This is a genomic window from Pantoea sp. C1E2 (assembly GCF_056491465.1).
In genome coordinates this window covers 1,610,217-1,633,900 of the sequence record NZ_JBSZHT010000002.1, presented here as the reverse complement: position 1 = coordinate 1,633,900, position 23,684 = coordinate 1,610,217, and the positions used below count along the sequence as shown (strand labels likewise).

Here is a 23,684-nt window from a genome sequence, read left to right as displayed (position 1 = left end):
AAGTGATTATTTGCTGTCAAGGATTTTTCCCGCGACTCCCACAGGCCATGATGAGCTTCACCCAGCCGAAGGAGTTCGTGATGACCGATTTTCCTCAGCCGCAAGGCGGCAACGAGATGCCCCGTTTCGCCGGCCGTGGCACCATGATGCGTTTGCCCGCTGCCGAATCGCCTGCCGATCTTGATGTCGCTTTCGTTGGCATTCCACTGGATATCGGCACGTCGCAGCGCAGCGGCACGCGTTACGGCCCACGTGCCATTCGCGCCGATTCGGTGATGATTCGCCCGTACAACATGGCGACCGGCGCGGCCCCTTTTGAATCGTTGCGCGTCGGCGATCTCGGCGATGTGCCCATCAATACCTACAGTCTGCTGAAGTCGGTCGACATCATCGAAAACTATTATACCGAGTTGAATAATTGGCCGATTATCCCCTTAACCCTCGGCGGCGATCACACGCTGACACTGCCGATTTTGCGCGCGCTGGCGAAGAAGCACGGGCCGATGGGCTTGATCCACATTGACGCGCATACCGATACCAACGATGAGATGTTTGGCGAGAAGATTGCCCACGGCACCACGTTCCGCCGTGCGGTGGAAGAAGGTCTGCTTGACTGTCAGCGCGTGGTGCAGATTGGCCAGCGTGCTCAAGGCTACGCCGCCGATGATTTTCAGTGGGGTGTCGATCAAGGCTTCCATCTGGTGCCTGCCGAACAGTGCTGGTATCGCTCCATGGCCCCACTGATGGCTGAGGTGCGTGCGCGCATCGGTGACGGCCCGGTGTATCTCAGCTATGACATCGACAGTTTCGATCCTGCATGGGCGCCCGGCACCGGCACGCCAGAAGTGGGCGGGCTGACCTCGATGCAGGGGCTGGAGATTGTGCGCGGCTGCCGCGGACTCAATCTGGTCGGTGGCGATCTGGTCGAAGTGTCACCGCCGTACGATATCAGCGGCATGACCTCCCAGCTGGCGGCCAATATCCTTTATGAGATGCTGTGCGTTTTGCCCGGCGTCCGATACACAGAGAAGAAAGCATGACACAACAAAATTTGGTGTTTCCGGCGCGTGTGCTGCGCGGCGCGGGTGTGATCAATCAACTGGGCGAGATTTGCGCCGGGCTGGGCAAACGCGCCCTGCTGATCGGCGGCCATCAGGCGCTGCAGTCAGTGGAGGCGCAGGTGCGCGCCCAGCTGCTGGCTGCCAACGTGACGCTGCTGGCGCAGGAGTGGTTTGGCGGTGAGACGTCAATCAATCAGATTAACCGTCTGGCGGCGATCGCTACCGAACTGCAAGCAGACATGATTATCGGTGTCGGCGGCGGTAAATCGCTGGATACCGTGAAAGCCGTGGGCGCGCAGTTGGGCTTGCCGTTTATCACCATCCCGACCATTGCCGCTACCTGTTCGGCAGTGACACCATTGACCATTCGCTACGACGATAACGGTAATTTCTTCGATATTTTCCCGCTGCCACAGGCACCCGCGGCAGTGATCATCGACAGTGAGCTGTTGGCGAAAGCCCCTGCACGCTGGCTGGCGGCTGGTCTGGGCGATACCCTGGCGAAATGGTATGAGTTCCGCGCGGTGAGCGTCCGCCATCCGGCGCGCGAAGGCAATGCGTTGTCATCGCTGGCGCATAGCCAGATTTGTTATGACGTGATCGCGGAACATGGCCCGGCGGCCTATGCAGCGGTGTTGCGCGGTGAGAGCAGCGCCTCTTTGGATCAGGTGCTGGATGCGATCTTTACCTGGGCGGGCTTAACTTCGCTGATGAGCAACGGTGCCCACGCAGCAGCTTCACATGCGATTTATGAAGGTTTTACCTTCTGCGATAAGACGCGTGAGTTTGGTCATGGCCTGTTGGTGGGCTTCGGTAATCTGTGCCTGCTGGCGCTGGAAGATCGTAGCGATGAAGAGGTGCTGGATGAGATGCGTCTGGCACGTGACTGCGGTGTGCCATTGACGCTGCGTGAGATTGCCGAGTTGGATGATGCCGAGCTGGCGCTGATTGTTCGTGAATCCGTGCACGCGCCGGATATGGAAAATATGTCTGTTGCCGTGACCGAAGCCCGTCTGCTGGCGGCAATGCAGCGGATTGAAGGGTTGGCTGATCGGGTTTAAATCTGAGCTAAGTGCTTGAGCAGGATGAGACGAGTACTTATGCGGAGTGAGAACGAAAAGTGTAGGTGTGTTTAGTTCGGGGGCTGGGGGCTGAGTCCTGTGCTGGGTGCGGGCCGTAACACCACTGCTGCTGCCGGGCAGTCCTCGCGCCGCTGACGCGGTGCCCTCGGCTTCCACGTCGTGCCTACGGATCAGTTCGGGGATCGACCATCCCTGGTCGGCCCCGAACTGATCCACGCATCCCTGCGTGGATCTCCTGGCCCAACGTAAAAGCCTCAGCGCTGCGGATAGCCCTTGCAGCATCAGAGGTGCTACGGCCTCAAATATTGTGCCCTTTTCAACAGCATTCACTTCAGCTCATCAGCAGACTGTAAAATTTGGGTCATCCCTGTGTGGATCACCCGGCCCAACGTGAAAGCCTCGACGATGCGCATAGCCCTTGCAGCATCAGAGGTGCTACGGCCTCAAATATTGTGCCCTTTTCAACAGCATTCACTTCAGCTGATCAGCCGGCTGTAAGATCTGGATCAACATGCCCGCTATGGACTAAAACCAGGCTGCATTTAACAGCAAGCACAATGGTTAATGAGCAGGCTGGGGGCGATTTGGCGCAGGCAATCCGCAGCGCCGAGCAGAGTGAGTCTGCCAGGATAGCCCGCTGGACGCGGGCGGAAGGCGGGGCGGCACAGGGATGTGCCATCCCCCGCCGTTCCGTAAGGCAGACGAACGAAGTGAGGGTACCGCGTCAGCGGCGCGAGGACGCCAGCGCCAAAGCGCCCCCAGCCTGCGTTATCACCTGCGAATAACAGCAGCCCTTGAAAATAAAGTTGCGGGTACAAAAATTCATCCGCACATACAAGGTATTGCAATTGATTTAGGTGCAAAAAATCACACCTAAACCTCATGCACGAGCTAACAACGCTACTAATTCCTGCACATCCGCGACGTCATCCAGCTCCATGCAGATCGCTTCCAGCTGTTCAACCTGCTCAACGGGCAACACGCGCCCCGCTAAGCTACGGTATTTAGCCAGCAGCGCTTCAAGGCTCAGCGGATTCGCGGGCGCACCTGACGGCACCGGCACATGCTGCTGCCACTGCTCGCCCTGTTGAGTTTCAATCCGCACCCACGGCTCGTCGTCACGGCCCTGCTGCTCATCAATCAACAGCTCAATCCGCGCCATAAAGGCTTCAACCTGAGGATGCAGACGTTTGGCATCATCGTAACTGGCCAGCTCGGCGGAACCGTACAGCGCACGCGCCGCCAGCCCATACGGCAGGCTCATTTGCGCACTTGCCAGGCTCTGCAACTCACGTCCGCCGCACATCGCCAGCAGGAACGGATTCAGCCCTACCACGATACGTTCAATCTGCTCGACACGCACCGGGTGTTCTTTCAGCAGTAAACTCAGTGCATCAATCGCCGAATGCGTCCCACGACAAGCGGCATACGGCTTGATCGAACAGCGCGCCAGTTTCCACACCGTACCGAGATCGGCAGTCAACGCAGCGGGTTGCTGTGTTTCTGGCGCCAGGGTTTGCAGGAATCCACCCCACTTCGCTTCAAACACCGCCGAAGGTCCGTTGATGCCGCGCTGCGCCAACAAGGCTGCCTGCACGCCACCTTCAGCCGCACGCGCCGCATGCAGCTTCTTGGTGTGTGAGCCGTCGTGAATGAAGCTCCATAAACCGCCACTAAAGCTGGCGGCGATGCCCAATGCTGAGGCGCACTGGGCGCGATCCAGATGCAGCAGTGAACACACCGCGGCTGTCGCGCCAAACACGCCACAGCTGGCAGTGGAGTGCCAGCCTGCACCGTTGTGGGCAGAGTAGCCGCCGCAGGCTTCCAGCACCCGGCGTCCGACCTCATAACCGATCACCATTGCCACCAGCAGCGCCTGGCCGTCAACCGGCTGTGTCGCCAAAGGCAGTGCCGCCAGAATGGCGGGAATGACCACCGCGCCAGAGTGATCGCAGCCACCGGTATCATCCAACTCATACATGTGTGCGGCCACGCCATTCAGCCATGCCGCCTGACGCGGATTGACCTGCTGTGTGCTGCCCCACACTTGCGCCTGTTCACGTCCACCTTCTGCCAGCACCAGCGTCAGACACTCGCGCCAGATTGGGCTGTCGCTACCCGCCAGTGAAGCCCCAAGCGTATCCAGCAGATGGCGTTTTGCCTGTTCGACCAGCGCGTCAGGCAGCTTTTCAAAACCTGTGTCGGCGATAAATGCCGCCAGTTGATCAAGCGTCGAGGCCATGCGCCCCTCCCGTAATGCGAGTAAACAGTTCCGCCGGATGGGAAAAATCGTTGTCCGGCTGCGTTTGCCAATACGCCGCCACCTGCTCAGCCGTGGCGATCCACACGTTGTGCTGTTGCAGCGTGTCGATCAGTTCACGCAGCAAGCCGATACGCCCGGCGGTGCCGATGATCTCCGGATGCAGGCGCAGCAGATAACACAGGCCAAAGCGATGGAAGCCGTGGAAATCCTGCGTCATGTTCGCCAGCGTTTCGGCATAAGGCGCAATCCGCGACTGTCCTGGCGGAATGGCCGGACTCAGGTTAAAGGCAAAATAGGGCTCATCTTCCAGGGTGTAATGCATCGGCAGTTCCACCAGCCGCGTGCCGGGATGGAAGTACGGCAGATCGTCGCCGCGCCAGCTGGATGACCAGCGAATACCCTGCTCCACCAGTGCGTCCGCCAGACCCGGTTTCCACTGCCCTGCTGGGGTGCGGAAACCCTGAATCGGTTTGCCGGTAAACTGCGCCAGCTGTTCACAGCCGCGCGTCACGCTGGCGATCTGCTGCTCCAGCGACAGGGCCGAAAAGTCTTCATGACGCTCGCCGCTACAGGCGATTTCATGGCCGTCGGCCACGATGCGTTTAATCAGTTCCCGCTGCTCTTGCGCCACAATCGCCGGTAAGCACCAGCTGGCTTTTAACTGTTTCTCTGCCAGTAACGCCAGTAAGCGATCCACGCCGCGCAGGGTGCCATAGCGCCATACAGACAGGGTTTTATCGCGCCCGGCGACGGCAGGTGCCTGGGTCAAAATGCCGTGGATATCGTTGAAATCGATGGTCAAAACGGCGGCCGACTGGAAGCCCAGCGGCCAGCGAGAAGATTCAGTCATGTTGCTGCTCCTGCAGATACCACTGCGCCACCGCATCACAGCGCGCAAACCACACATCATCACGCGCCGTCATATGTTCAAACAATTGCTCCAGCAACAGGATGCGGCCCGGCTGGCCGGAAATTTTCGGGTGGAACAGCGTGGTCAGGCACAGGCCTTCATCCATCGCGCCGTCGAATTCGCGCTGCCAGTTATCCCGCGTGTGCGCATAGCTGGCGATGCGGTCGCCGCCTTTCGGGAAGTCAGGCTGGCGCGTGTAAGCCAGCGAGGCGTAATCATCCATCTCCCACTTGCCGGGGATCTCCACCAGCGGCGTGTGACCGGCCACCGGAATACTGTAGGGACGATCGTCGCCGCGCATGCTGCTGGAATAAATCACCCCAGCATCACGCAGAATTTGTGGCGTCTCGGCATGCCAGTCACCTGACGGCGTGCGGAAACCGCAGGCGGTGATGCCCAAATACTGTTTAAAGATTTCAGCGGATTTCGCCATTACGGCACGCTGTTCATCCGGCGGAATCGCCCAGAAAGATTCGTGACGATAGCCGTGATAGGCCACTTCGTGGCCCTGTTCGATAATCGCCTGACACTGCTGCGGCCACTGTTCCACCACCCACGCCGGCACAAAAAACGTTGCGGGGATCTGGAAAGCGCGCAGCAGGTCGAGCAATCGCCCGAGCGCACGGTACGGCCCATACGCACCAAAGGTGAAATATTCTGGCGTTGACCACAGGCTGCCATTCAACATGGCATCGCCGGTGGGACCATCAAGGTCAAACGCCAGCGCCATACAGCCGCGTTTACCCTGCGGCCAGCGCACTGCGCCCGGTTGTTGCATCGCTATGCTCCTTTAGCCCTGGTTAACGGTCGCCTGGGTCACGCCATTGTCAGCCAGGCCCCATTTCGCGAGAATCTTCTGGTAGCTGCCATCAGCAATCATCGCGTCAATCGCCGCCTGCACCGCTGTAGTCAGCTCGCCTGCATCTTTACCAATCGCCATGCCGGTGTACTGGAAGGAGAACGCTTTATCGAGCGGCTTATATTTACCTTTCTCAAGATCCATGATGTACGGCAGCGTTTCGCTCCCCTGCACTACGCCATCCAGACGGTTCTGACGCAGCTGAGTGCGTGCATCGGCTGTACCTTCGGCGCCAACGACGATGATGGCTGGCTTACCGGCGGCTTCGCAGTGCGCTTTAGACCAGTTGGCAATCTCTACCGGGAAGGTGGTACGACGGCTGGTGCCGACTTTCTTACCGCACAGATCCATCGCACTGTTGATGTCGCTGCGCGCGGCCTGGGTGTAGAACTGCGGACCGGTTTTGAAGTAATCGATAAAGTTAACCACCTTCTGGCGCTCTTTGGTGTCGGTCATGCCGGACATCACCAGATCGACGCGTTTGGTCACCACCGCGTTAACCATCTGCTCAAAGGCGATTTCCTGCCAATTGATCTTCACGCCCAGCTTGGCCGCAATCGCCTGGCCGAGATCGTAATCCACACCGGTGAGCTGGTTAGTGGCCGGATCTTTAAAATCCATTGGCGGATAGTTCGGCATGATCGCCACGGTCAGGCCTTTTTCTTTAATAGCCGCTGGTACGGCGATATCCGCCCAGGCAGAGGATTGCAGTAACAGCGCGGCACTGATGGCACTCAATAACAGTTTTTTCATGTTTTTCACCCCGGTCACGTTAAAGAAGAATCGCGTTAATAAAGTTTTTCATCCGTGGGTTTTGCGGGTTCAGCAGAATGTCTTCTGGTGCGCCCTGCTCGATAATGCGTCCCTCGTCCATAAACACCACCTGGTTCGCCACCTCACGGGCAAAGCCCATTTCGTGAGTGACCACCAGCATGGTGGTGCCCTCTTTTGCCAACTGGCGCATCACCGCCAGCACTTCACCGACCATCTCCGGATCCAGTGCCGAAGTCGGTTCGTCAAACAGCATCAGTTTCGGTTTCATCGCCAGCGCGCGGGCAATCGCCACACGCTGCTGCTGCCCGCCGGACAGTGACTGCGGATAGTCGTGCGCTTTGTGCGCCAGGCCGACGCGATCCAGCAGCGCCATCGCCTCTTCCGCCGCTTCACGCTTCGGACGCAGCAGGACACGACACGGCCCTTCGATAATGTTCTCCAGCGCAGTTTTATGTGGGAACAAGTTAAAGCGCTGGAACACCATGCCGGTTTGCAGACGCTGGCGAGCAATTTGCTTATCGCTCAGCGCATGCAATTTGTTGCCCGCAATGCGATAGCCCGCTAATTCGTTGTCGACCCAAATGCCACCCTGATCGATCTTCTCCAGCTGGTTAATGCAGCGCAGGAAGGTACTTTTACCGGAGCCGGATGGCCCGAGGATGCACATCACCTCGCCGTAATTCACTTCGAGGCTGACATCCTTCAGCGCATGAAACTGGTCGAAATATTTGTTCACATTGACGGCGCGCACGATGTTTCTCATCTCTCTCTCCCAATTACTGACGCTGGCGGTGGCCGCGTGAGAAGAAGCGCTCAAGGCGACTTTGACCAAACGACAGCACGGTGACGATGATCAGGTACCAGATGCCCGCCACGAACAGCAGTTCCATCACGCGCGCATTGGCGAAGTAGATGGTTTGCGTGTTGTAGAGCAGTTCGGAGTACTGGATCATGCTGGCCAGACTGGTGGTTTTGATCATGCTGATGAATTCGTTACCCACCGGCGGCAAAATCACGCGCATCGCCTGCGGCAAAATGATGCGCTGCAGCGCTTGCAGACGCGGCATGCCAATCGCCTTCGCCGCTTCGTACTGACCGGTATCCACGGACAGCAAACCGGCGCGCACCACTTCGGAGGTGTAAGCCCCCTGATTGATGCTCAGACCCAGCAGTGCCGCGAGGAACGGCGTCATGATGGTGACGGTTTGCACGCTGAACACGCCGGGAATACTGATGGTGGGAAACACCAGCGCGAGGTTGAACCACAGCAGCAGTTGCAGAATCAGCGGCGTGCCACGGAAGATCCAGGCGTAACCTACGGCGATGTAGTGCAGCACCGGATTGGGTGACATATACATAATCGCGGTGATCACGCCGAACAGGATGCCGAGCCCCATCGCCAATACCGACATAATCAACGTGTTCACCACGCCGTTAAGGATTGCCTGGGCAGTAAAGAACTGGCCGACAAACGACCATTCAATGTTGCCGTGGGCGAAGGCGTTGACCAGCAATGCCAGCAGCACCAGGATCACCGCTGAAGCCGTGATGCGGCCGTAATAGCGGCGTGGCACCACCTGATAGCGATCCAGATCGTAATGCATCTGCTCGCGGCTATTTTTCAAGCTGGGTTCAACCGGGGTGGATTGGGACATAGATGTCTCCTCAGGCGCGCGGGCCAGCGTAATCTTCAGTCCAGCGCTGCTGGTCCTGCATCAGGATTTGCAAACGCGCGAGCTGTTCGCGCACGCGTGCCGGGGCGGTGCCGCCATAGCCGCTACGTGCCGCCAGTGCCGCTTCCAGCGTCAGGGCACTGCGCACTTCTGGCGTTAAGCGTGCATCGACAGCCTGCAACTGCGCATCGCTCAGGTCGGACAGGCCGCAATCTTCACGCTCGCACAGCTGCACCAGCTGGCCGGTGATTTCATGGGCTTCACGGAACGGCACGCCGCGCATCGCCAGCCAGTCGGCGACTTCGGTGGCCAGGGTGAAACCGTCCGGTGCCTGTTCGCGCATGACGTCGGTGTTGAATTTCAGCGTCGACATCATGCCGGCCATGGCAGGCAGCACCAGCAGCAGCGTGTCCACAGCATCAATCACGTTACGTTTGTCATCGCTGAGATCGCGGTTGTAGGAGAGCGGCATGGCTTTCATGGTGGTGAGCAACGCCATCAGGTTGCCGACCAGACGACCTGAACGACCGCGCGTCAGTTCGGCGATGTCCGGATTTTTCTTCTGCGGCATGATTGAGCTGCCGGTGGCATAGCTGTCATGCAATTCCACCCAGCGGAACTGGCGCGAAGCCCACATGCACACTTCTTCGCACAGGCGTGACAGGTTGATACCTATCATGCTGGTGACGAACAGGAATTCTGCGGCGTAATCGCGGCTGGCCACCGCATCAATCGAGTTTTCGCACGGTGCGAGGTAAGCCAGATCTTCAGCGGCTTTTTCCGGCTGGCGCGCAATCGCCGATCCGGCCATCGCTGCGGCACCGAGCGGGCAGCGCGCACTGCGGCGATCCCAATCCTGCATGCGCTCGATATCGCGGGCAAAAGATTGCGCATGGGCCAGCAGTTGATGACCAAACACAATCGGCTGTGCCTGCTGTAAATGGGTAAAGCCTGGCGCCACGCTTTCGGTGTGCTGTGCGGCTTGCTCAACCAAAGATTGCTGCAGTGCCAGTAACGCACTAACCACTTTGCGGCCGTTATCACGCAGGTAGAGGCGCAAATCGTTGACGGTCTGATCGTTACGCGAACGGCCTGCACGCAGTTTGCCGCCCAGTGGCCCTAAGCGTTCAGTCAGTGCGCGTTCAATGAAGGTATGAACATCTTCATCAGCAGCAATCGGGTGCAGATTGCCTGCACGATAATCAGCATCCAGCGCATCAATCGCTGCCAGCATAGTATTGAGTTCTTCGCTGCTCAGCAGATCGCCGCGAGCCAGCTCACGGGCATGGGCCCGGCATCCCGCTAAATCGTAAGGTGCCAGGGCAAAGTAATAATCCGGGCTGCGCGACAGCGCGGTTAAACTGGCCGCCGGTGCCGCTTTAAAGCGCGCACCCCATAACAGTTCGGCATTATCAGACATGCTATTTCCCCTTACAGATACTCGTCAGCGATATGAAAAAGATATGAAGAAACCAGAGGTGATAATAAAAACTTATTTCACGCTCGCACTGGTAAATACGTCATATTTCAGGTTCACTGTACTTTCACCGCAATTATTCCGGAGTTGAATAGCAAAGATGGAAAGTAAAGTTTCCCAGTCTGGAAACAATGCAAATAATCGTGGCGATAATGCGGTTCTGGCACTGAATAATATCGACTTAAAATTACTGCGCGTATTTAAATGCGTGGTGGAAGCCGGAGGATTAACCGCTGCCAGCAACGAACTGAATATTGGTTTAGCCGCCATCAGTAAGCAGGTTTCCGATCTGGAGATTCGTCTCGGCATGACGTTATGCAGCCGGGGCCGCGAAGGCTTTGAGCTGACGCAGTACGGGATTAATGTCTATCAGGCCACGCTGGAGCTGTTCGTCTCGCTGAATCTGTTCCGTGAACGTCTGCACAACAGTCGTAATGAACTGCTGGGGGACATCGCGATTTGCGTGGTGGATAACACTATTTCTGATCCGCATTCCCCGGTCACCGCGGCGGTGCAACAGTTGCACCAGAAAGCACCAAAGGTGCAGATTCGCTTACAGACCGCGCAATTAGATGATATTGAACGCGGGATGAGTGAAGGGCGTTTTCATTGTGGCATAGCGCCGGTTTATGAAATGAAAAGTGATTTTGATTACTTCCCACTTTATAAAGAATATTCGAAATTATATTGCTCTATGTCACATCCTTTATATTCGGGATCTTGTGATAAGAATATATCGGTGGAAATATTACGTGAGCAGAAAATCATTAATCATTTATATGTCACGCCGCGCGACGACCGTCGCCTCATTCCATTACAGGACAGCGGTGCGCAGGCGGTGCAAGTTGAATCCGTCGCCATGCTGATTTTGACCGGGCACTTTATTGGTTATTTACCCGAACATTATGCCGCGCCTTTTATTGCACGTGGCCAGCTGTGTGAATTGGGCGATGAATCGGTGCGCCGGGAAAATCCGTTCTGCCTGATGATGAAAAAAGGCCGGAAAATTAATCCAATTATCCGGCTATTTATGCAATCACTGGGCCTGGCAGAGGCAGAAGAGGCGCACTGAGTTGGTGCAATCACCCCACCACTTTATACATCACCGTGGTGGCATCTAACGCCCCTTCCGTCGATTCAGCGTACAATGGAATGGATCCCGCAATTTGCCAGTCCATCGATAAATAGAGATCCGTGGCCACATCGCCGCTGCGCGTGTCCAGCACCAGCAGCGTTTTGCCCTGCTCAATCGCCAACTGCTCAGCCTGCTGCATCAGTCGACGCGCAATTCCCTGGCGGCGCGCATCGGGATGTACCAGCAATTTGCTGATCTCCGCGCGATGACGCCCATTCGGCATGGCGCTAGACCCGACCATTACTGTCGCAACAATCACACCCTGCTGCCGCGCTACCAGCAATTGATTGTCACCGCTCGCCAGGCTAAAGATTTTATCCTGCCAGAAGCGTTCCATCGCTGCGCGATCCCCGGCATCAATAAAGCCCACGCTGGCCCCATCGGCCACGCAACCCTGCAACACCTCGGTCAGCGCAGCCAGCAATGGCTGCGCCTGAGTGGCACTTAACGGTTCGATTTCAGTCATGGTTTACACACCACCAGAATGTAACGCGCGCCGCCTTCCGGGTGCGCCTGAAACGATGATTTGCCGGTGAGATGAAAGCGCAAGCAATCTCCCGCCTGCAGCGTCCAGCGCTGATCGTCCATGGTGAATGTCAGCTCGCCGGATTGCAGCCAGATATGTTGCTCCAGCCCCTGCACCGGTGGTGCGTCGTAATCGATGCGCGCGCCGGGTTGTAACACGCTCTCAACCAGCTCGGCCTTGAAATGGCTGGCGGGCGGCGAGACACTGCGACGCAGATAACCGCTGGCATCGTCGCGCCAAACGCTCTGATCGCTCGCTTTCAGCAGCAGCGCGGCTTCCTCTTCCACTTCACTCAACAGGCGCGACATAGTCAGGCCATAGGCCACGCACAGCCGATTAAGCAAAGCGGCTGTAGGGCTGGTCTCTGCCCGTTCAATGCGCGACAATGAAGCCCGACTGATGCCGGTAGCCATCGCCAGTTCGTCCAGCGACCAGCCGCGTTGCACTCGTAATTCGGCCAGTCGTGCGGCCAGCCGATCTTCGCTATCCGGTACAGACATCGTCACCTCTCATAAATGGGAAATAAATCTCACATATGAGATATCACCTTATATCGGTCAAAACGTCAAGTTGTACAGAAATAAAAGAGTTGTACAACCTAACCGTGGGGGTTAAGGTGTTGTAATGCAGGTCAGAATTTTCGAGGACGCCATGGCCTTATACAGTATCGGTGATGTTGCCGAACGCTGTGGAATCAACCCGGTAACACTTCGCGCCTGGCAGCGCCGTTACGGTCTGTTAAAACCTCAGCGCACGGAAGGCGGTCACCGCCAGTTTGATGATGAAGATGTTCAGCGAATTGAAGAGATCAAACGCTGGATAGAGAGCGGTGTGCCTGTTGGCAAGGTGAAAGCCCTGCTGGAAGGCCAAACTATCAATGTGCACGATGGCTGGACCGCACTGCAGGAAGAGTTGATGAGCGTGCTGCGTCACGTTCGTCCGGCTAAACTGCGCACCAAAATTGCCACCATTGGCCGCGAACATCCGGTGGATGCGCTGATCGATCACGTGTTTGTCCCGGTGCGTCAACGCCTGGGATTGGATCAGCACACCGCGCGCACCATGTGCAGCCTGTTAGATGGTGCGCTGATTGATTATGTGGCGTTTTGTCTGGCTGGCGGCCGCAAAAAAGCCGGCAAGGATGCACTGATGATTGGCTGGGGCGTGGAAGATCGCACCCGCCTGTGGCTGGAAGCCTGGCGCTTGTCGCAGCAAGGTTGGCGCATGGATGTGTTAGCTGAACCGCTGGATATGCCCCGCCCTGAGCTGTTCCCTGGTCAGAACCTGTTTATCTGGACTGGCAAAAAACCTACGCGACGTCAGTTAGAGCAGTTTGAGCACTGGCAGGCGCAAGGGTTCGCTACCCATATTCACGATCCCGCCTGACAAAAAATCGCACACACGGCCTTTGCCTCGCCGGGTGTGCGCGTTATCATGCCGCACTCCATGACTTTTCTCAGGTTTCCCTTATGAACTGGAATAAAATTTTCATTGGCACCCTGTTTGCCGTGATGGCTCTTGGTGGCATGGGCGGCATGATGTTGGTGGGCTATAGTCTTATCCTTCCCAGCCACTGAGTTGACGTTGCACGCGTTCTAATACGCGGTCACAAATCAGTGCCAATAGCGCGACTAATAGCGCGCCCTGAATGACATAGGCGGTGTTAAAGCCGCTCAGCCCGATAATCACCGGTGATCCCAGGCTTTCTGCGCCCACCGTTGACGCAATCGTCGCGGTGCCGATGCTGATCATCACCGACGTGCGCACACCCGCCATGATCACCGGAGCGGCCAGCGCCAGTTCAATCTGCCATAAGCGTCGCCAGGGCCCCATGCCCAGTCCAACGGCAATTTCCCGGTTGCTGTCTGGTACGCTATCCAATCCTGCCAGCGTGCCCTGCAAAATCGGCAACAATCCGTATAGAAACAGCGCCATGATGGCCGGTGTCGCGCCAAAGCCCATCACCGGCACGGCTATCGCCAGCACCGCCACCGGAGGAAAGGTCTGCCCCGCTGCCGCCAGCGTCTCCAGTAAGGGTCTGAACGCCCGTCCGGCACCTCGCGTGGCGAAAACACCACTGCCCACGCCAAAAATAATCGCCAGCGCACTGCCGCTGATCACCAATGACAGATGCGCGAGGGCCAGCCGCCAGAAGCTTTCTTGCTGATACAGCGGACGTTCCAGCTGCGGGAACCAATGGGCAAACAGCGGCCCGCTGTGCGGCAATCCCCACAGCAGCAACAAAAATGCCGCCAGCAGCCAGTACAGTGGATCGCGCCATACCCGCATCAGATCGCCTCCCGCTGGCGCAACAGATCGTTGAAATGCAGGACACCCAGCGGCTGTTGATGCTGATCGATCACCGGTAACTTGTCGGTGCGTCGGGCAATAAACTGTGACAGTGCTTCGCGCAGCGTGAGGCTCGCGGCTATCGGCTCACCGTCCAGCCACTCGCCGCGCCGTGCCGCACTGCCGGCACGCCCCAGCGCCAGTAAGCGTACGCCCAGTTCGCTACGGCCAAAGAATTCGCGGGCGAAATCCGTGGCCGGCTGCGTCAGCAGTTCAATCGGTTTGCCCTGCTGGACGATTTTACCGCCGTCCATCAGCACCAGTTGATCCGCCAGCGTCAGCGCTTCGTCGATGTCGTGCGTCACCAGCACCACCGTGCGCCCAGACAGCTTTTGAATGCGCAGCATCTCCTGTTGCAGCGCCTGGCGGTTCACCGGATCCAGCGCACCAAAGGGCTCATCCATCAGCAACAGTTCGGGATCGGCGGCCAGCGCGCGCGCCACGCCAACCCGCTGCTGCTGACCGCCGGAAAGTTGATGAGGAAAACGCGTCGCGAGATGCGCATCCAGATTCAGCAGCGCCAGCAGCTCCTCAACCCGCTGCTGGATTTTTGCCTGCGGCCAGCCAAGCAGTGACGGCACCGTGGCGATGTTCTTTGCCACGTTCCAGTGCGGGAACAGGCCAATCGACTGGATGGCATAGCCAATGCGCCGCCGCAGGGCGCGTGCATCCATGCGTTCAATCGGTTCACCGGCAAAGCGGATTTCACCACTGTCATGCTCCACCAGTCGATTGATCATTTTCAGCGTGGTGGATTTGCCCGAGCCAGAGGTGCCAATCAGCACGGTGAAGCTGCCTTTCTCAATATGCAGTGTGAGATCCTGCACGGCCGCTTTGCCTGCAAACATTTTGCTTACCTGGTGAAACTCAATCATCGGTTCTCTCCAGCAGTGCCGACAGTAAACGCAGTGCGGCATCAAACACCACCGCCAGCGCCACCACCGGAATCACGCCCAGCAACACCAAATCCAGGGCGCTGCTCAGCAATCCCTGAAAAACAATCGCACCGAATCCGCCTGCGCCGATCAATGCCGCCACCACCGCCAGGCCAATGGTTTGTACCACCACTACGCGCAATCCCGAGAGCCATACTGGCAGCGCCAGCGGGAGTTCGGCATGCCAGAACTGTTGAATCGCGCTCATTCCCATGCCGCGCGCCGTTTCCCGTACCTCCTGCGGTACCTGCTGCAAACCTGCCACCACGCTGCGCACCAAAGGCAGCAGCGCATAGAGCACCAGTGCGATCAGTGCGGGCGCCAGACCAATGCCGCTGATGCCCCAACTTGCCAGCACCGGGAAGTGAGCCACCAGCCCCGCCAGCGGCGCAATCAGCAGGCCAAACAGCGCCACGGATGGCACGGTCTGGATCAGGTTGAGTACGCTGAAAGCGGCACTTTGCCAGCGCGCTCGCCGGGCAATCACTAACCCCAGCGGCAAGCCTATCAACAGCGTGGGCAGCAATGTGCCGCCCAGCAGGAGCAGATGCTGGCTAAAAGCCGCATCAAATACCGCCGTGCGGTTGGCATACTCTTTCATCAGGGAGAGGTGGTCGAGATGGCCGCTGAGCAGTAACAGCAGCGGCACCAGCCAGATTTGCAGGTTCAGCAGAATACGCCACGGCGTGCTGGCCGTGAGTTGACGAATGGCCTCGGCTGCCAGCAATAGCGCCAGCGCCGCCGCACACCATAAACCGCTGCCAAAGGCGGTGCGTGCCAGCGTGCTGCCGTTGTTGGCCAGTTGAGCCGCGGTCTGCCCGCCGATAAAGATCAGCAGCGCAAACAGAATCTCAGCATCCAGCAATGCCATTACCAGATTGAGACGCCGTGGCTTCCACCACAATCCTTGCCATAACCAGAGTAACGGCAGCAGCAACAGCCAGGATTGCGTGACCTGCCACAGCATCAGCGGCTGACCGGAGACTAATCGATTGGCGGCAAAGCTCAGCAACGGTAAAGCAATCAGCGCCAGCGTGATCAGCAGCGTGAGTACCAGCAGCACCGGCTGCTGGCGCGGTCTTGATAACAGTAACGGCACCGCTTAAAGCAACTTATTCTGCTGCAGCCACTGTTTCGCTACCTGGCTGGCATCCTGACCGTCAACCGCAATCTGCGCGTTAAGCTGTTGCAGGGTTTTCTCATCCAGCTTGCTAAACACCGGCTGTAACCAGTTGCCGATGTCCGGATACTGTTTCAGCACGCTTTCACGGATCACCGGCGCAGGGGCATAAATTGGCTGGACGCCTTTGGGATCGGTCAGGGTTTGCAGGCCGAGCGCCGCCACCGGGCCATCCGTGCCATAGGCCATTGCCGCGTTGACGCCGGACGTTTGCTGTGCTGCCGCTTTAATGGTCACCGCTGTATCACCGCCCGCCAGCGACAGCAGCTGCGACTGATCCAGCTTGAAGTTGTAGGCTTTTTCAAACGCCGGCAGTGCATCGCTGCGTTCGATAAATTCTGCTGAGGCCGCCAGCTTGAAGGTGCCCCCCTTTTTCAGGTAGGCGCTGAGATCGTCGAGGGAGTTAAGCTTATTTTTCTGTGCCACATCGCCGCGCACCGCAATGGTCCAGGTGTTATTGGCTGGGGCTGGTGTCAGCCATACCAGATGGTTTTTATCCGCATCGAGCTTTTTCACCTTCTCATAGCCCTGCTGCGCATTTTTCCAGGCCGTGTCCTTCTCATCGTTAAAGAAGAATGCGCCGTTGCCGGTGTATTCCGGGTAGATATCTAACTCGCCCGCAGTGATGGCCCCGCGCACCACCTGGGTAGTGCCGAGCTGAATTTTGTTGACGGTTTTTACCCCGTGTTTGTCCAGCACCTGCAGGATGATATTGCCCAGTAACGAACCTTCGGTATCTATCTTCGAGCCGACCTTGACCGGATCGGCCGCATTCGCTGCACTCACACTCATCGCTAATGCGATCATCCCCAATAAACCCTGCTTAATCATGCCGCTGTCCTCTGCTTATGTTTTCAGTCTGTGACTATCAAGCGTAGCCTGGCGAAACAGGATAGGGGTGGTCAAGCGCCTAACTTCGAGCTTTTTCTGCTATCTAAAGCGCATTGCTTATAACCCATTCGCAGGACTTATAACCAAATGGAATTTTTAATGCGTAAGCACAGGCTTATTCTCATAGACCCACTCTTTACAATAAAATACATAACATCATGTCCGATTTAGCTTCTCCGGCGCACGTCGCGCTGGCAGGGAATACGCCGACTGGCGAGACCAAATGGATACGCAGCGCCGCTGACGTATCAAACCTCGTTAACAACAGTAACGAATCGCGCAGCAATGCGCGCATCGTGGTAGCCATCGCCCTCGGCGGGGTGTTCCTCGATGCCTACGATCTCGGTGCACTGGCTTTCGGTATCAAAGACGTCACGCGTGAATTTAACCTGACACCGACTGGCACTGGATTGGTGGCTTCGGCCATTACCTTCGGTGCGATTGTCGGTGCGCTGATTGGCGGTTATCTCACTGATAAAATTGGCCGCTACCGCGTGTTTATGGCCGATATGTTCTTCTTTGTCGTTGCAGCGCTGGCCTGTGCGTTTGCCCCGAACGAATACGTGTTGGGCGGTGCGCGCTTTGTGATGGGGCTGGGGGTGGGGATCGATCTGCCCGTCGCGATGGCGTTTCTTGCCGAGTTTTCAAAACTGCGCGGGCAAGGAAATAAAGCCGCCAGCGTGGCGATGTGGTGCCCCACCTGGTATGCGGCAATCAGTATTTCCTACTTGCTGGTGTTGCTGCTGTATGCGGTGCTACCGGAGAGTCACACTGACTGGTTGTGGCGACTGATTCTTGGTTTCGGTGCGGTGCCTGCGCTGCTGATTATTGCCATTCGCAGCCGCTACATGAGTGAGTCTCCAGTGTGGGCGGCCAATCAGGGCAATCTGCACGGCGCCGCGCAGATCCTGCAACGCTCTTACAACATCAATGCCCATGTCGCGGAAGATGCCGATCTGACGCAGGTCAAACCGGTGCGCAAGGCCAGCTGGCGTAACTATGGCGCGCTGCTGCAGGGTGTTTACCGCCGCCGCACTATTCTGGCAACCGTGACGTCCATCGCTTCGTCATTTGCCTATAACGCAGTGGCTTTTGGCCTGCCGGTGATCATCTCCAGCTTCTTCGCCCAATCGATGCTGACCACCATTCTGGTGTCGCTGGCGCTGAACCTGCTGTTTGCTTTTGTCGGCGGCTTGCTGGCGGTGCGTCTGGTGCCACGTCTCGGCGCGTGGAAGATGTCGGTAGCGGGTTACAGCTGCCAGTGTATCGCCCTGCTGGGCCTGGCGCTGATTGGTCGTCCGGAAGGCGGCGAACAGGCAGCGGTGGCGATCGCTATGCTGGCGCTGTTCCTGTTTGGTCAGGGATTCGGTCCGGGTTCACACACCATGACCTTTGCCTCGCTGAGCTACCCTGCTTCACTGCGCGGCGTGGGGGTCGGTTTTAACCAGACGCTGATGCGCGGCAGTTCAACCGTGTCGCTGTTCCTGTTCCCGCTGCTGGTGGCGGCATTCGGCACCGGCGTCTTCTGGGTCATTTTCCTCGCCCCGCTGATTGGCTTGCTGGCGCTGCTGGCGATTCGCTGGGAGCCCTCAGGCTACGACGTGGATGCGGAAGACTTCACTTAACACAACAACGCCCCATCAAGGGGCGTTTTTTTATGCGGTCAGGCGGAAATCGCCGAACGTATGGGGAATGCGCGGAAAGGTGTGCAGGAACCACGGCGTAAACTGTTCGGGTTGATCCAGCATCTCCTGTTGAATCTGCTCAATCGAGCGATAACACCAGGCATCCGCTTCTTCCGGATTCAGTTCAGGTTCAACATCACTGGTGGCGAAGAATACATGGCCATACTCGTGCTCGGTCAGACCATTGCTTAATGGCAGGTTGTAGCTCAACTCGAATACCGGCGTCAGCGCCACTTGCATCCCCATCTCTTCCCGCAAGCGACGTTCAGCGGCATCACGGGTCGACTCCTGCGGATAAGGATGGCCGCAACAGGTGTTGCTCCACAAGCCGCCGCAGTGATATTTACCGTTTGCACGACGTTGCAGCAGCAGTTCATGGCGCGAATTGAACACGTAGACCGTCACCGCACGATGCAGCAATCCTTTCTCATGTACTTCCAGCTTTTCCATCTTGCCGGTGGGACGATCGAGGTGGTCGACGAGAATAACTTCAATGGCGGGCATGACAACTCCTTAAGATAATTCTCAGCTATTGTACACAACCTCAAACACCGAAACTGAGGAAATCGCGCACATTCCGTGCGCTTAAGTAGAGAAATTTAAGCTTAGCAGTCATCAGACAAAGCAGTGACGACTCGATATGTAGAAATCAAATCGGCCAACCCTGGGCGAGATAATATCGACATCGTTATCAGCCAGGATGCAGGGACGAGCGCAGTCTCGGGTCGCCTTGAGTCTGACGTCGCCACGCCCTGAAACGCTCCATCCCGCCTGAGCGCACAGATAAGGCTGCCCCTTTTTAAAGGGCAGCCTTAATGGCCTAAGTCATTCGCTGACAGGCACTCGCCCTTAAAGCCGCCCCTTTAGTTTTAGCTCGGATTCGATAGTCGTATCGCTGGCGGTTTTGTGACGGGTTGCGCCCCATACTTCGTCATACTCATAGCCGGTGAGATCTTTAATCACCCCACGCGTTTCAGCATCACAACCTCTCGCCGTACCACCCAGTTTGCGGCGCGCCACCTCTTTAATCAGCAATTTGTGGCTACGCTGCGTGAGCTTGAACTTGAAGGTCAGCCAGAAACTCGCCGCCAGCAGTGCCGTGGTGACAATCACCATCAGCCCGACAATCGCATTGATGGCACTCTCAGGCTGTGCGCCGTTGCCTTTCACAAAACCACTCTCCTGCAGCACGATGCCAATCATGAAAATAGCGATCGCCACCGAGCTTTTGCGCGTCAATACCATCACCCCGGCAAATATCCCTTCACGTCGTTTACAGGTGACCATCTCATCAATATCGGGGATAAAGCTGTAGATATTCCACGGGATGTAAAACAGACCGGCGCGCACGATGCCCAAAAACAGAAACACTGCGCTAAACAGCAACGTAGGCACCTGCCATTGCCACAAATATACGGCAAACAGGAACACGAAGACGGCGGCGATACTCAGGTAGGAAATACGCAGCGCGTTGGAGGGTGTCATGTTAAAGCGGCCCAGCAGCATCATGAAAATGAAGGTGCCGGGAATCGACATAAACATCATATTGCTGAGCAGCAGCGAAGCTAAGGAGGCATCCTGCTTCAGGCCATAAATCACGAAATAGGTGAACACCGCCAGAAACGCATCCATCGCGGTGAAAGAGCAGATATAGATCAGCAGATGCTGGCGGAAAGCTTTAATTTTGAACGACGACGCCAAATCGACAAACAGATACTTCAGGTGCGCTTTCAGGCTGCCCTGGCGCGCAGAGTGTTGCGCCACATCCTCTTTCGGCTGAATATCTTTGGCTTCCCAGGTGGTGAGCCAGGTAATAAACACCGCCACGCAATAGATCACCGAAAAATGACGCCGGTCAGCGTGTAGGTGATGGCGTTGTCTTTGCCGGTATAGGCCATGATGACGCCCGGCACCGAGACGGCGAGGAAACTGCCGAGCGCCGAGAACATCAGGCGTACACCGGAAAGACGCGTGCGTTCGCTGAAGCGGTTGGTCATCTCAGATGACAAGGTTTCCCATGGCACCAGCACCATTGCCGACAGCAGTTCGATGGTGAGATAGGTACCGAGGTAATACCAGTAGCCCATATCCGTCACCCACAGCGCGCCATACAGCAGCATCAAGGGAGAAGAGATCAGCAGGAAGAAACGTCGGCGGCCAAATTTGCGCCCCAGCCAGGTATTGCCGAAGTTGTCGGTAATGTAGCCCATGATCGGGCTTAAAATCGCATCGATGACGCGGGCGATGGCAAATATTGAGCCCGCTTCAAACACCGATAATCCGCAGTAGGTGGTATAGAAAAACAGTAGCCAGGTGCCAATCACCGCAAAAGCACCGCCGCCAAATAAGTCCGTTAAGCCGTAGCCAATGGCGACGCCATAACCGACGCGACGTTCTGTAGGTTTAACCATCGATCCGATTCCTGTTCTGGTAGGGTATGTCATAACGGCAAGGTGCTATGCCCTGCCGCCGTTGTTATCAACAGAATTGGAAATCAACTGAATAAACGAATGCGTTAGCCAGCGTTGGCGAGCATCTGTGCCTTCACGCACAGTTCCGCCGCTTTAAAAGCATGGGTTTGCGTCATCGCATGCTCGGTGCGATGCAAACAGTCGTTGATGAGCTGTCCAAAGAACGGGAAGCCCACTTCACCGGAAACGGCATAGCGGAACTCGCCCTCTTTATTCACCAGATACACCACGTCCTGCTCACCGCGCGTGAGATCGGTGTATTTGCGGATTTCGATGTAACCATCAGTGCCGAGCAGCGTCATGCGCCCATCGCCCCAGGTGGATAAGCCATCCGGCGTAAACCAGTCGCAGCGGAAGTAGCCGGTGGCGCCGTTCTCGCCTGCCAGCATCGCCTCGCCGAAGTCCTCAAATTGCGGATGCTGTGGATGGCGGAAATTCCGCACCTGGCTCGCCACCACCGTGGCTTCGCTGTTGCCGGTGTAATGGAGGAATTGCTCAATTTGATGGCTGCCGATATCGCAGAGAATGCCGCCAAAATAGCGACGCTGATAGAACCAGTCTGGCCGTCCGGTGCCTTCACGATGTGGGCCGGTGCCAAGGGTTTGCACCACCTGCCCGATGGCCCCCTTCTCCACCAGTTGTCCGGCAAACACCGCGCTCTCCACGTGCAAACGCTCGCTGTAATACACCGCGTATTTTCGCCCGGTTTTGGCGCACATTGCTTTGGCATCCTCCAGCTGTTCGAGGCTGGTAAGCGGGGCTTTGTCAGTGAAGTAATCCTTGCCCGCCGCCATCACTTTCAGCCCCAGCGCACAGCGTTCCGACGGGATCGCCGCACCTGCCACCAGTTGCACCTGCGCATCGGCCAAAATGGTTTCCAGCGAGTCCGCAATCTGCACCTGCGGGAACTGCTGCACAAACTTATCGACCTTGCCGGCATCGGGATCAAAAACCCACTTCAGCGTGGCTCCGGCTTCCGTCAGGCCATTGCACATGCCGTAGATGTGGCCGTGATCCAGCCCGGCGGCGGCAATGATAAATTCCCCCGGCTGCACTACCGGCTGCGGTTTGCCTTTCGGCGCGTAGTTCATGCCATCCTGCTTATTCATGGTTGTTTCCTCACGCAAAGTTTTTGCCCAGTGGGATGTCATCGACATCGGCGAAGTTATCGACCGAAGCCTGTTTTTCGTGGAAGTGCGGCGCATGGGCGATCAGCCCACCGGTGCGGTAGAAGGGATCATTTTTGGCGATGGGTAACGACACGGTGCTTTTAGTGATGGCCGATTTGTAGATGGCGGTAATCAGCTCCAGCGAGCGCTTGCCCTGCTCACCGTCGATCAACGGTGCACGCTGTTGTTCAATCGCCGAGAAGAAGTCATCGACCTGCCCGGCGTGCAGCGTCCAGGTAAGAGGTGCGGTGCTGGCATGCAGGCGATCCAGCTCATGCTCCAGCGCCAGATTGTTCTCTTTTTCCGGGAAGCCATTCTCTGCCGCCTGCATGGCAACCGCTTTCCACGGTGCCGAGAGGCGCGCTTTCTCTCCCTGCAGCACGATTTTCTGATCTTCACCGTGATGCACAACGGAAGCGGTCAGCTGCGCCAGCGTGCCGTTGGGATAGCGAAAAATCGCGGCGCTGAGGTCTTCCACTTCGGCGTTGTCATGCGCCACGTTGCCGATCATCGCCACCACTTCACTGGGCGCGCCGAGCATCCACTGCATGGCATCAATGTGATGGACCGCATGGTTAAGCGTGCAGCCACCGCCCTCTTTTTCCCAGGTGCCGCGCCACCACAGGTCGTAGTACGAATGGCCACGCCACCAGAATGAATCGATCTGCGCGTGACAAATTTTGCCCGCCATGCCCGAATCCACCGCGGCTTTCAACTGCCAGAACGCATCGGTGAAGCGGTTCTGCGCCACCACTGACAAAATTTTGCCACTGGCTTTTTGCGCGGCAATCATGGCATCGCACTCTTCCAGCGAGGCCGCCATCGGTTTTTCGCACAGCACATGCTTACCCGCCTGCAGGGCTGCAATGGTGTTTTCCGCATGCACATAAGGTGGTGTACAGACATCAACCACGTCGATATCCGCGCCCTCGGCCAGCATCTCGCGGTGATCGTGATAGACCCGTACATCATGCAGACCGTAACGCTGCAATTTCTCCCGCGCTTTTTCTGGATAGACATCCGCCACCGCGACAATTTTGCCGCGCTCGGGAAATTGCAAAAATGCCTGGATATGTGAATTGGCAATGTTGCCCATGCCCACTATCGCAATTTTTAACATCGTAATTCTCCGCCGATAACCGCTGTTGAGGTGTCTGCGAGGAACATAAAAAAGCGCTGCGGGTCGGACAATCTGTTTTTGTGAGAATGCTCGCAGAGCGATGCGGGAGTTTGTGAACCAAATG

21 protein-coding genes and 1 pseudogene are annotated in these 23,684 nt (G+C 57.1%); 5 read left to right on the top strand and 17 right to left on the bottom strand.

The features are described from left to right. Positions 1–80: 80 nt before the first annotated feature. Positions 81–1,040, top strand: a complete 960-nt coding sequence (gene speB / locus ACXI0A_RS07920; RefSeq protein WP_234472960.1) for an agmatinase — start codon at positions 81–83, stop codon at positions 1,038–1,040. Next, complete coding sequence (locus ACXI0A_RS07915) at positions 1,037–2,122, top strand: iron-containing alcohol dehydrogenase (protein WP_476149498.1); 1,086 nt, start codon at positions 1,037–1,039, stop codon at positions 2,120–2,122. The genes speB and ACXI0A_RS07915 overlap by 4 nt, the downstream gene beginning before the upstream one ends. A 901-nt stretch (positions 2,123–3,023) precedes the next feature. Here the strand turns inward: ACXI0A_RS07915 and ACXI0A_RS07910 are convergent. Genes ACXI0A_RS07910 through argH form a run of 7 tightly spaced genes read right to left on the bottom strand, consistent with a single transcriptional unit; the run spans position 3,024 to position 10,042 of the window. Then, a complete protein-coding gene (locus ACXI0A_RS07910) occupies positions 3,024–4,385 on the bottom strand; it encodes an MmgE/PrpD family protein (RefSeq protein ID WP_476149499.1) in 1,362 nt (453 codons plus the stop codon). Further along, entirely contained in the window at positions 4,369–5,256 is an 888-nt protein-coding gene (locus ACXI0A_RS07905) for a polysaccharide deacetylase family protein (protein WP_476149500.1), read from the bottom strand. Before ACXI0A_RS07905 ends, ACXI0A_RS07910 begins: the two co-directional genes overlap by 17 nt. Next, positions 5,249–6,094 carry a polysaccharide deacetylase family protein gene (locus ACXI0A_RS07900; RefSeq protein WP_476149501.1) on the bottom strand — a complete coding sequence of 282 codons (846 nt, stop codon included), beginning with the start codon at positions 6,092–6,094 and terminating at the stop codon, positions 5,249–5,251. The genes ACXI0A_RS07905 and ACXI0A_RS07900 overlap by 8 nt, the downstream gene beginning before the upstream one ends. 12 nt (positions 6,095–6,106) lie before the next feature. Further along, positions 6,107–6,928 carry a transporter substrate-binding domain-containing protein gene (locus tag ACXI0A_RS07895; RefSeq protein ID WP_476149503.1) on the bottom strand — a complete coding sequence of 274 codons (822 nt, stop codon included), beginning with the start codon at positions 6,926–6,928 and terminating at the stop codon, positions 6,107–6,109. A 19-nt stretch (positions 6,929–6,947) separates the two neighbouring features. Beyond that, positions 6,948–7,712, bottom strand: coding sequence for an ATP-binding cassette domain-containing protein (locus ACXI0A_RS07890; protein WP_476149505.1), 765 nt, complete (start codon positions 7,710–7,712; stop codon positions 6,948–6,950). 13 nt (positions 7,713–7,725) lie between these two features. Further along, positions 7,726–8,604 (bottom strand): amino acid ABC transporter permease, encoded by an 879-nt coding sequence (locus ACXI0A_RS07885; protein ID WP_160832550.1) that lies wholly within the window; start codon positions 8,602–8,604, stop codon positions 7,726–7,728. Between the two features lie 10 nt (positions 8,605–8,614). Further along, a complete protein-coding gene (gene argH / locus ACXI0A_RS07880) occupies positions 8,615–10,042 on the bottom strand; it encodes an argininosuccinate lyase (protein WP_476149507.1) in 1,428 nt (475 codons plus the stop codon). A 157-nt stretch (positions 10,043–10,199) separates the two neighbouring features. Between argH and ACXI0A_RS07875 the strand changes: the two genes are divergently transcribed. Next, positions 10,200–11,171, top strand: coding sequence for a LysR substrate-binding domain-containing protein (locus ACXI0A_RS07875; RefSeq protein ID WP_476149509.1), 972 nt, complete (start codon positions 10,200–10,202; stop codon positions 11,169–11,171). Positions 11,172–11,181: 10 nt separating this feature from the next. Here ACXI0A_RS07875 and ACXI0A_RS07870 read toward each other — a convergent pair whose 3' ends face one another. Beyond that, entirely contained in the window at positions 11,182–11,700 is a 519-nt protein-coding gene (locus ACXI0A_RS07870) for a GNAT family N-acetyltransferase (RefSeq protein WP_476149511.1), read from the bottom strand. After that, positions 11,697–12,260 (bottom strand): helix-turn-helix domain-containing protein, encoded by a 564-nt coding sequence (locus ACXI0A_RS07865; protein WP_476149512.1) that lies wholly within the window; start codon positions 12,258–12,260, stop codon positions 11,697–11,699. Before ACXI0A_RS07865 ends, ACXI0A_RS07870 begins: the two co-directional genes overlap by 4 nt. A 151-nt stretch (positions 12,261–12,411) precedes the next feature. Here ACXI0A_RS07865 and ACXI0A_RS07860 point away from each other — a divergent pair, with 151 nt between their 5' ends. Then, positions 12,412–13,146 carry a MerR family transcriptional regulator gene (locus ACXI0A_RS07860; protein WP_224930325.1) on the top strand — a complete coding sequence of 245 codons (735 nt, stop codon included), beginning with the start codon at positions 12,412–12,414 and terminating at the stop codon, positions 13,144–13,146. 171 nt (positions 13,147–13,317) lie between these two features. Here the strand turns inward: ACXI0A_RS07860 and ACXI0A_RS07855 are convergent, their stop codons facing one another. Genes ACXI0A_RS07855 through osmF form a run of 4 tightly spaced genes read right to left on the bottom strand, consistent with a single transcriptional unit; the run spans position 13,318 to position 17,055 of the window. Continuing rightward, on the bottom strand, positions 13,318–14,049 hold the full coding sequence (locus ACXI0A_RS07855; protein ID WP_476149514.1) for an ABC transporter permease subunit: 732 nt from the start codon (positions 14,047–14,049) through the stop codon (positions 13,318–13,320). Then, entirely contained in the window at positions 14,049–14,984 is a 936-nt protein-coding gene (locus ACXI0A_RS07850; protein WP_476149516.1) for an ATP-binding cassette domain-containing protein, read from the bottom strand. The genes ACXI0A_RS07855 and ACXI0A_RS07850 overlap by 1 nt, the downstream gene beginning before the upstream one ends. Then, positions 14,977–16,143, bottom strand: coding sequence for an ABC transporter permease subunit (locus tag ACXI0A_RS07845; protein ID WP_476149518.1), 1,167 nt, complete (start codon positions 16,141–16,143; stop codon positions 14,977–14,979). Before ACXI0A_RS07845 ends, ACXI0A_RS07850 begins: the two co-directional genes overlap by 8 nt. Before the next feature lie 3 nt (positions 16,144–16,146). Continuing rightward, positions 16,147–17,055 (bottom strand): glycine betaine ABC transporter substrate-binding protein OsmF, encoded by a 909-nt coding sequence (osmF, locus tag ACXI0A_RS07840; protein WP_224929819.1) that lies wholly within the window; start codon positions 17,053–17,055, stop codon positions 16,147–16,149. A gap of 218 nt (positions 17,056–17,273) precedes the next feature. On the opposite strand from osmF, the gene ACXI0A_RS07835 reads away from it, so the two are divergent. Beyond that, the gene (locus ACXI0A_RS07835) at positions 17,274–18,740 is read left to right on the top strand and encodes an MFS transporter (RefSeq protein ID WP_224929822.1); all 1,467 of its coding nucleotides are present in this window, start codon (positions 17,274–17,276) and stop codon (positions 18,738–18,740) included. 30 nt (positions 18,741–18,770) lie between these two features. Here the strand turns inward: ACXI0A_RS07835 and idi are convergent, their stop codons facing one another. The 4 genes and pseudogenes from idi to ACXI0A_RS07815 all read right to left on the bottom strand — a co-directional run bounded on the left by idi (position 18,771) and on the right by ACXI0A_RS07815 (position 23,560). Then, entirely contained in the window at positions 18,771–19,304 is a 534-nt protein-coding gene (gene idi / locus ACXI0A_RS07830; RefSeq protein WP_224929825.1) for an isopentenyl-diphosphate Delta-isomerase, read from the bottom strand. A 345-nt stretch (positions 19,305–19,649) separates the two neighbouring features. Then, a pseudogene (locus ACXI0A_RS07825) lies at positions 19,650–21,211 on the bottom strand (MFS transporter). A gap of 104 nt (positions 21,212–21,315) precedes the next feature. Beyond that, on the bottom strand, positions 21,316–22,380 hold the full coding sequence (locus ACXI0A_RS07820) for a Gfo/Idh/MocA family protein (RefSeq protein WP_476149521.1): 1,065 nt from the start codon (positions 22,378–22,380) through the stop codon (positions 21,316–21,318). A 10-nt stretch (positions 22,381–22,390) separates the two neighbouring features. After that, the gene (locus tag ACXI0A_RS07815) at positions 22,391–23,560 is read right to left on the bottom strand and encodes a Gfo/Idh/MocA family oxidoreductase (protein ID WP_476149523.1); all 1,170 of its coding nucleotides are present in this window, start codon (positions 23,558–23,560) and stop codon (positions 22,391–22,393) included. Between the last annotated feature and the right edge of the window lie 124 nt (positions 23,561–23,684).

Excerpts from the sequence above, each read along its gene's own strand:
- ACXI0A_RS07835 (WP_224929822.1), top strand. The coding sequence starts at position 17,274 with ATGTCCGATTTAGCTTCTCCGGCGCACGTCGCGCTGGCAGGGAATACG.
- ACXI0A_RS07865 (WP_476149512.1), bottom strand. The coding sequence starts at position 12,260 with ATGTCTGTACCGGATAGCGAAGATCGGCTGGCCGCACGACTGGCCGAA.
- speB (WP_234472960.1), top strand. The coding sequence starts at position 81 with ATGACCGATTTTCCTCAGCCGCAAGGCGGCAACGAGATGCCCCGTTTC.
- ACXI0A_RS07905 (WP_476149500.1), bottom strand. The coding sequence starts at position 5,256 with ATGACTGAATCTTCTCGCTGGCCGCTGGGCTTCCAGTCGGCCGCCGTT.
- ACXI0A_RS07900 (WP_476149501.1), bottom strand. The coding sequence starts at position 6,094 with ATGCAACAACCGGGCGCAGTGCGCTGGCCGCAGGGTAAACGCGGCTGT.
- ACXI0A_RS07855 (WP_476149514.1), bottom strand. The coding sequence starts at position 14,049 with ATGCGGGTATGGCGCGATCCACTGTACTGGCTGCTGGCGGCATTTTTG.
- ACXI0A_RS07850 (WP_476149516.1), bottom strand. The coding sequence starts at position 14,984 with ATGATTGAGTTTCACCAGGTAAGCAAAATGTTTGCAGGCAAAGCGGCC.
- ACXI0A_RS07915 (WP_476149498.1), top strand. The coding sequence starts at position 1,037 with ATGACACAACAAAATTTGGTGTTTCCGGCGCGTGTGCTGCGCGGCGCG.
- ACXI0A_RS07885 (WP_160832550.1), bottom strand. The coding sequence starts at position 8,604 with ATGTCCCAATCCACCCCGGTTGAACCCAGCTTGAAAAATAGCCGCGAG.
- ACXI0A_RS07820 (WP_476149521.1), bottom strand. The coding sequence starts at position 22,380 with ATGAATAAGCAGGATGGCATGAACTACGCGCCGAAAGGCAAACCGCAG.
- ACXI0A_RS07910 (WP_476149499.1), bottom strand. The coding sequence starts at position 4,385 with ATGGCCTCGACGCTTGATCAACTGGCGGCATTTATCGCCGACACAGGT.
- ACXI0A_RS07895 (WP_476149503.1), bottom strand. The coding sequence starts at position 6,928 with ATGAAAAAACTGTTATTGAGTGCCATCAGTGCCGCGCTGTTACTGCAA.
- ACXI0A_RS07875 (WP_476149509.1), top strand. The coding sequence starts at position 10,200 with ATGGAAAGTAAAGTTTCCCAGTCTGGAAACAATGCAAATAATCGTGGC.
- osmF (WP_224929819.1), bottom strand. The coding sequence starts at position 17,055 with ATGATTAAGCAGGGTTTATTGGGGATGATCGCATTAGCGATGAGTGTG.
- argH (WP_476149507.1), bottom strand. The coding sequence starts at position 10,042 with ATGTCTGATAATGCCGAACTGTTATGGGGTGCGCGCTTTAAAGCGGCA.
- ACXI0A_RS07860 (WP_224930325.1), top strand. The coding sequence starts at position 12,412 with ATGGCCTTATACAGTATCGGTGATGTTGCCGAACGCTGTGGAATCAAC.
- ACXI0A_RS07890 (WP_476149505.1), bottom strand. The coding sequence starts at position 7,712 with ATGAGAAACATCGTGCGCGCCGTCAATGTGAACAAATATTTCGACCAG.
- ACXI0A_RS07870 (WP_476149511.1), bottom strand. The coding sequence starts at position 11,700 with ATGACTGAAATCGAACCGTTAAGTGCCACTCAGGCGCAGCCATTGCTG.
- ACXI0A_RS07815 (WP_476149523.1), bottom strand. The coding sequence starts at position 23,560 with ATGTTAAAAATTGCGATAGTGGGCATGGGCAACATTGCCAATTCACAT.
- idi (WP_224929825.1), bottom strand. The coding sequence starts at position 19,304 with ATGCCCGCCATTGAAGTTATTCTCGTCGACCACCTCGATCGTCCCACC.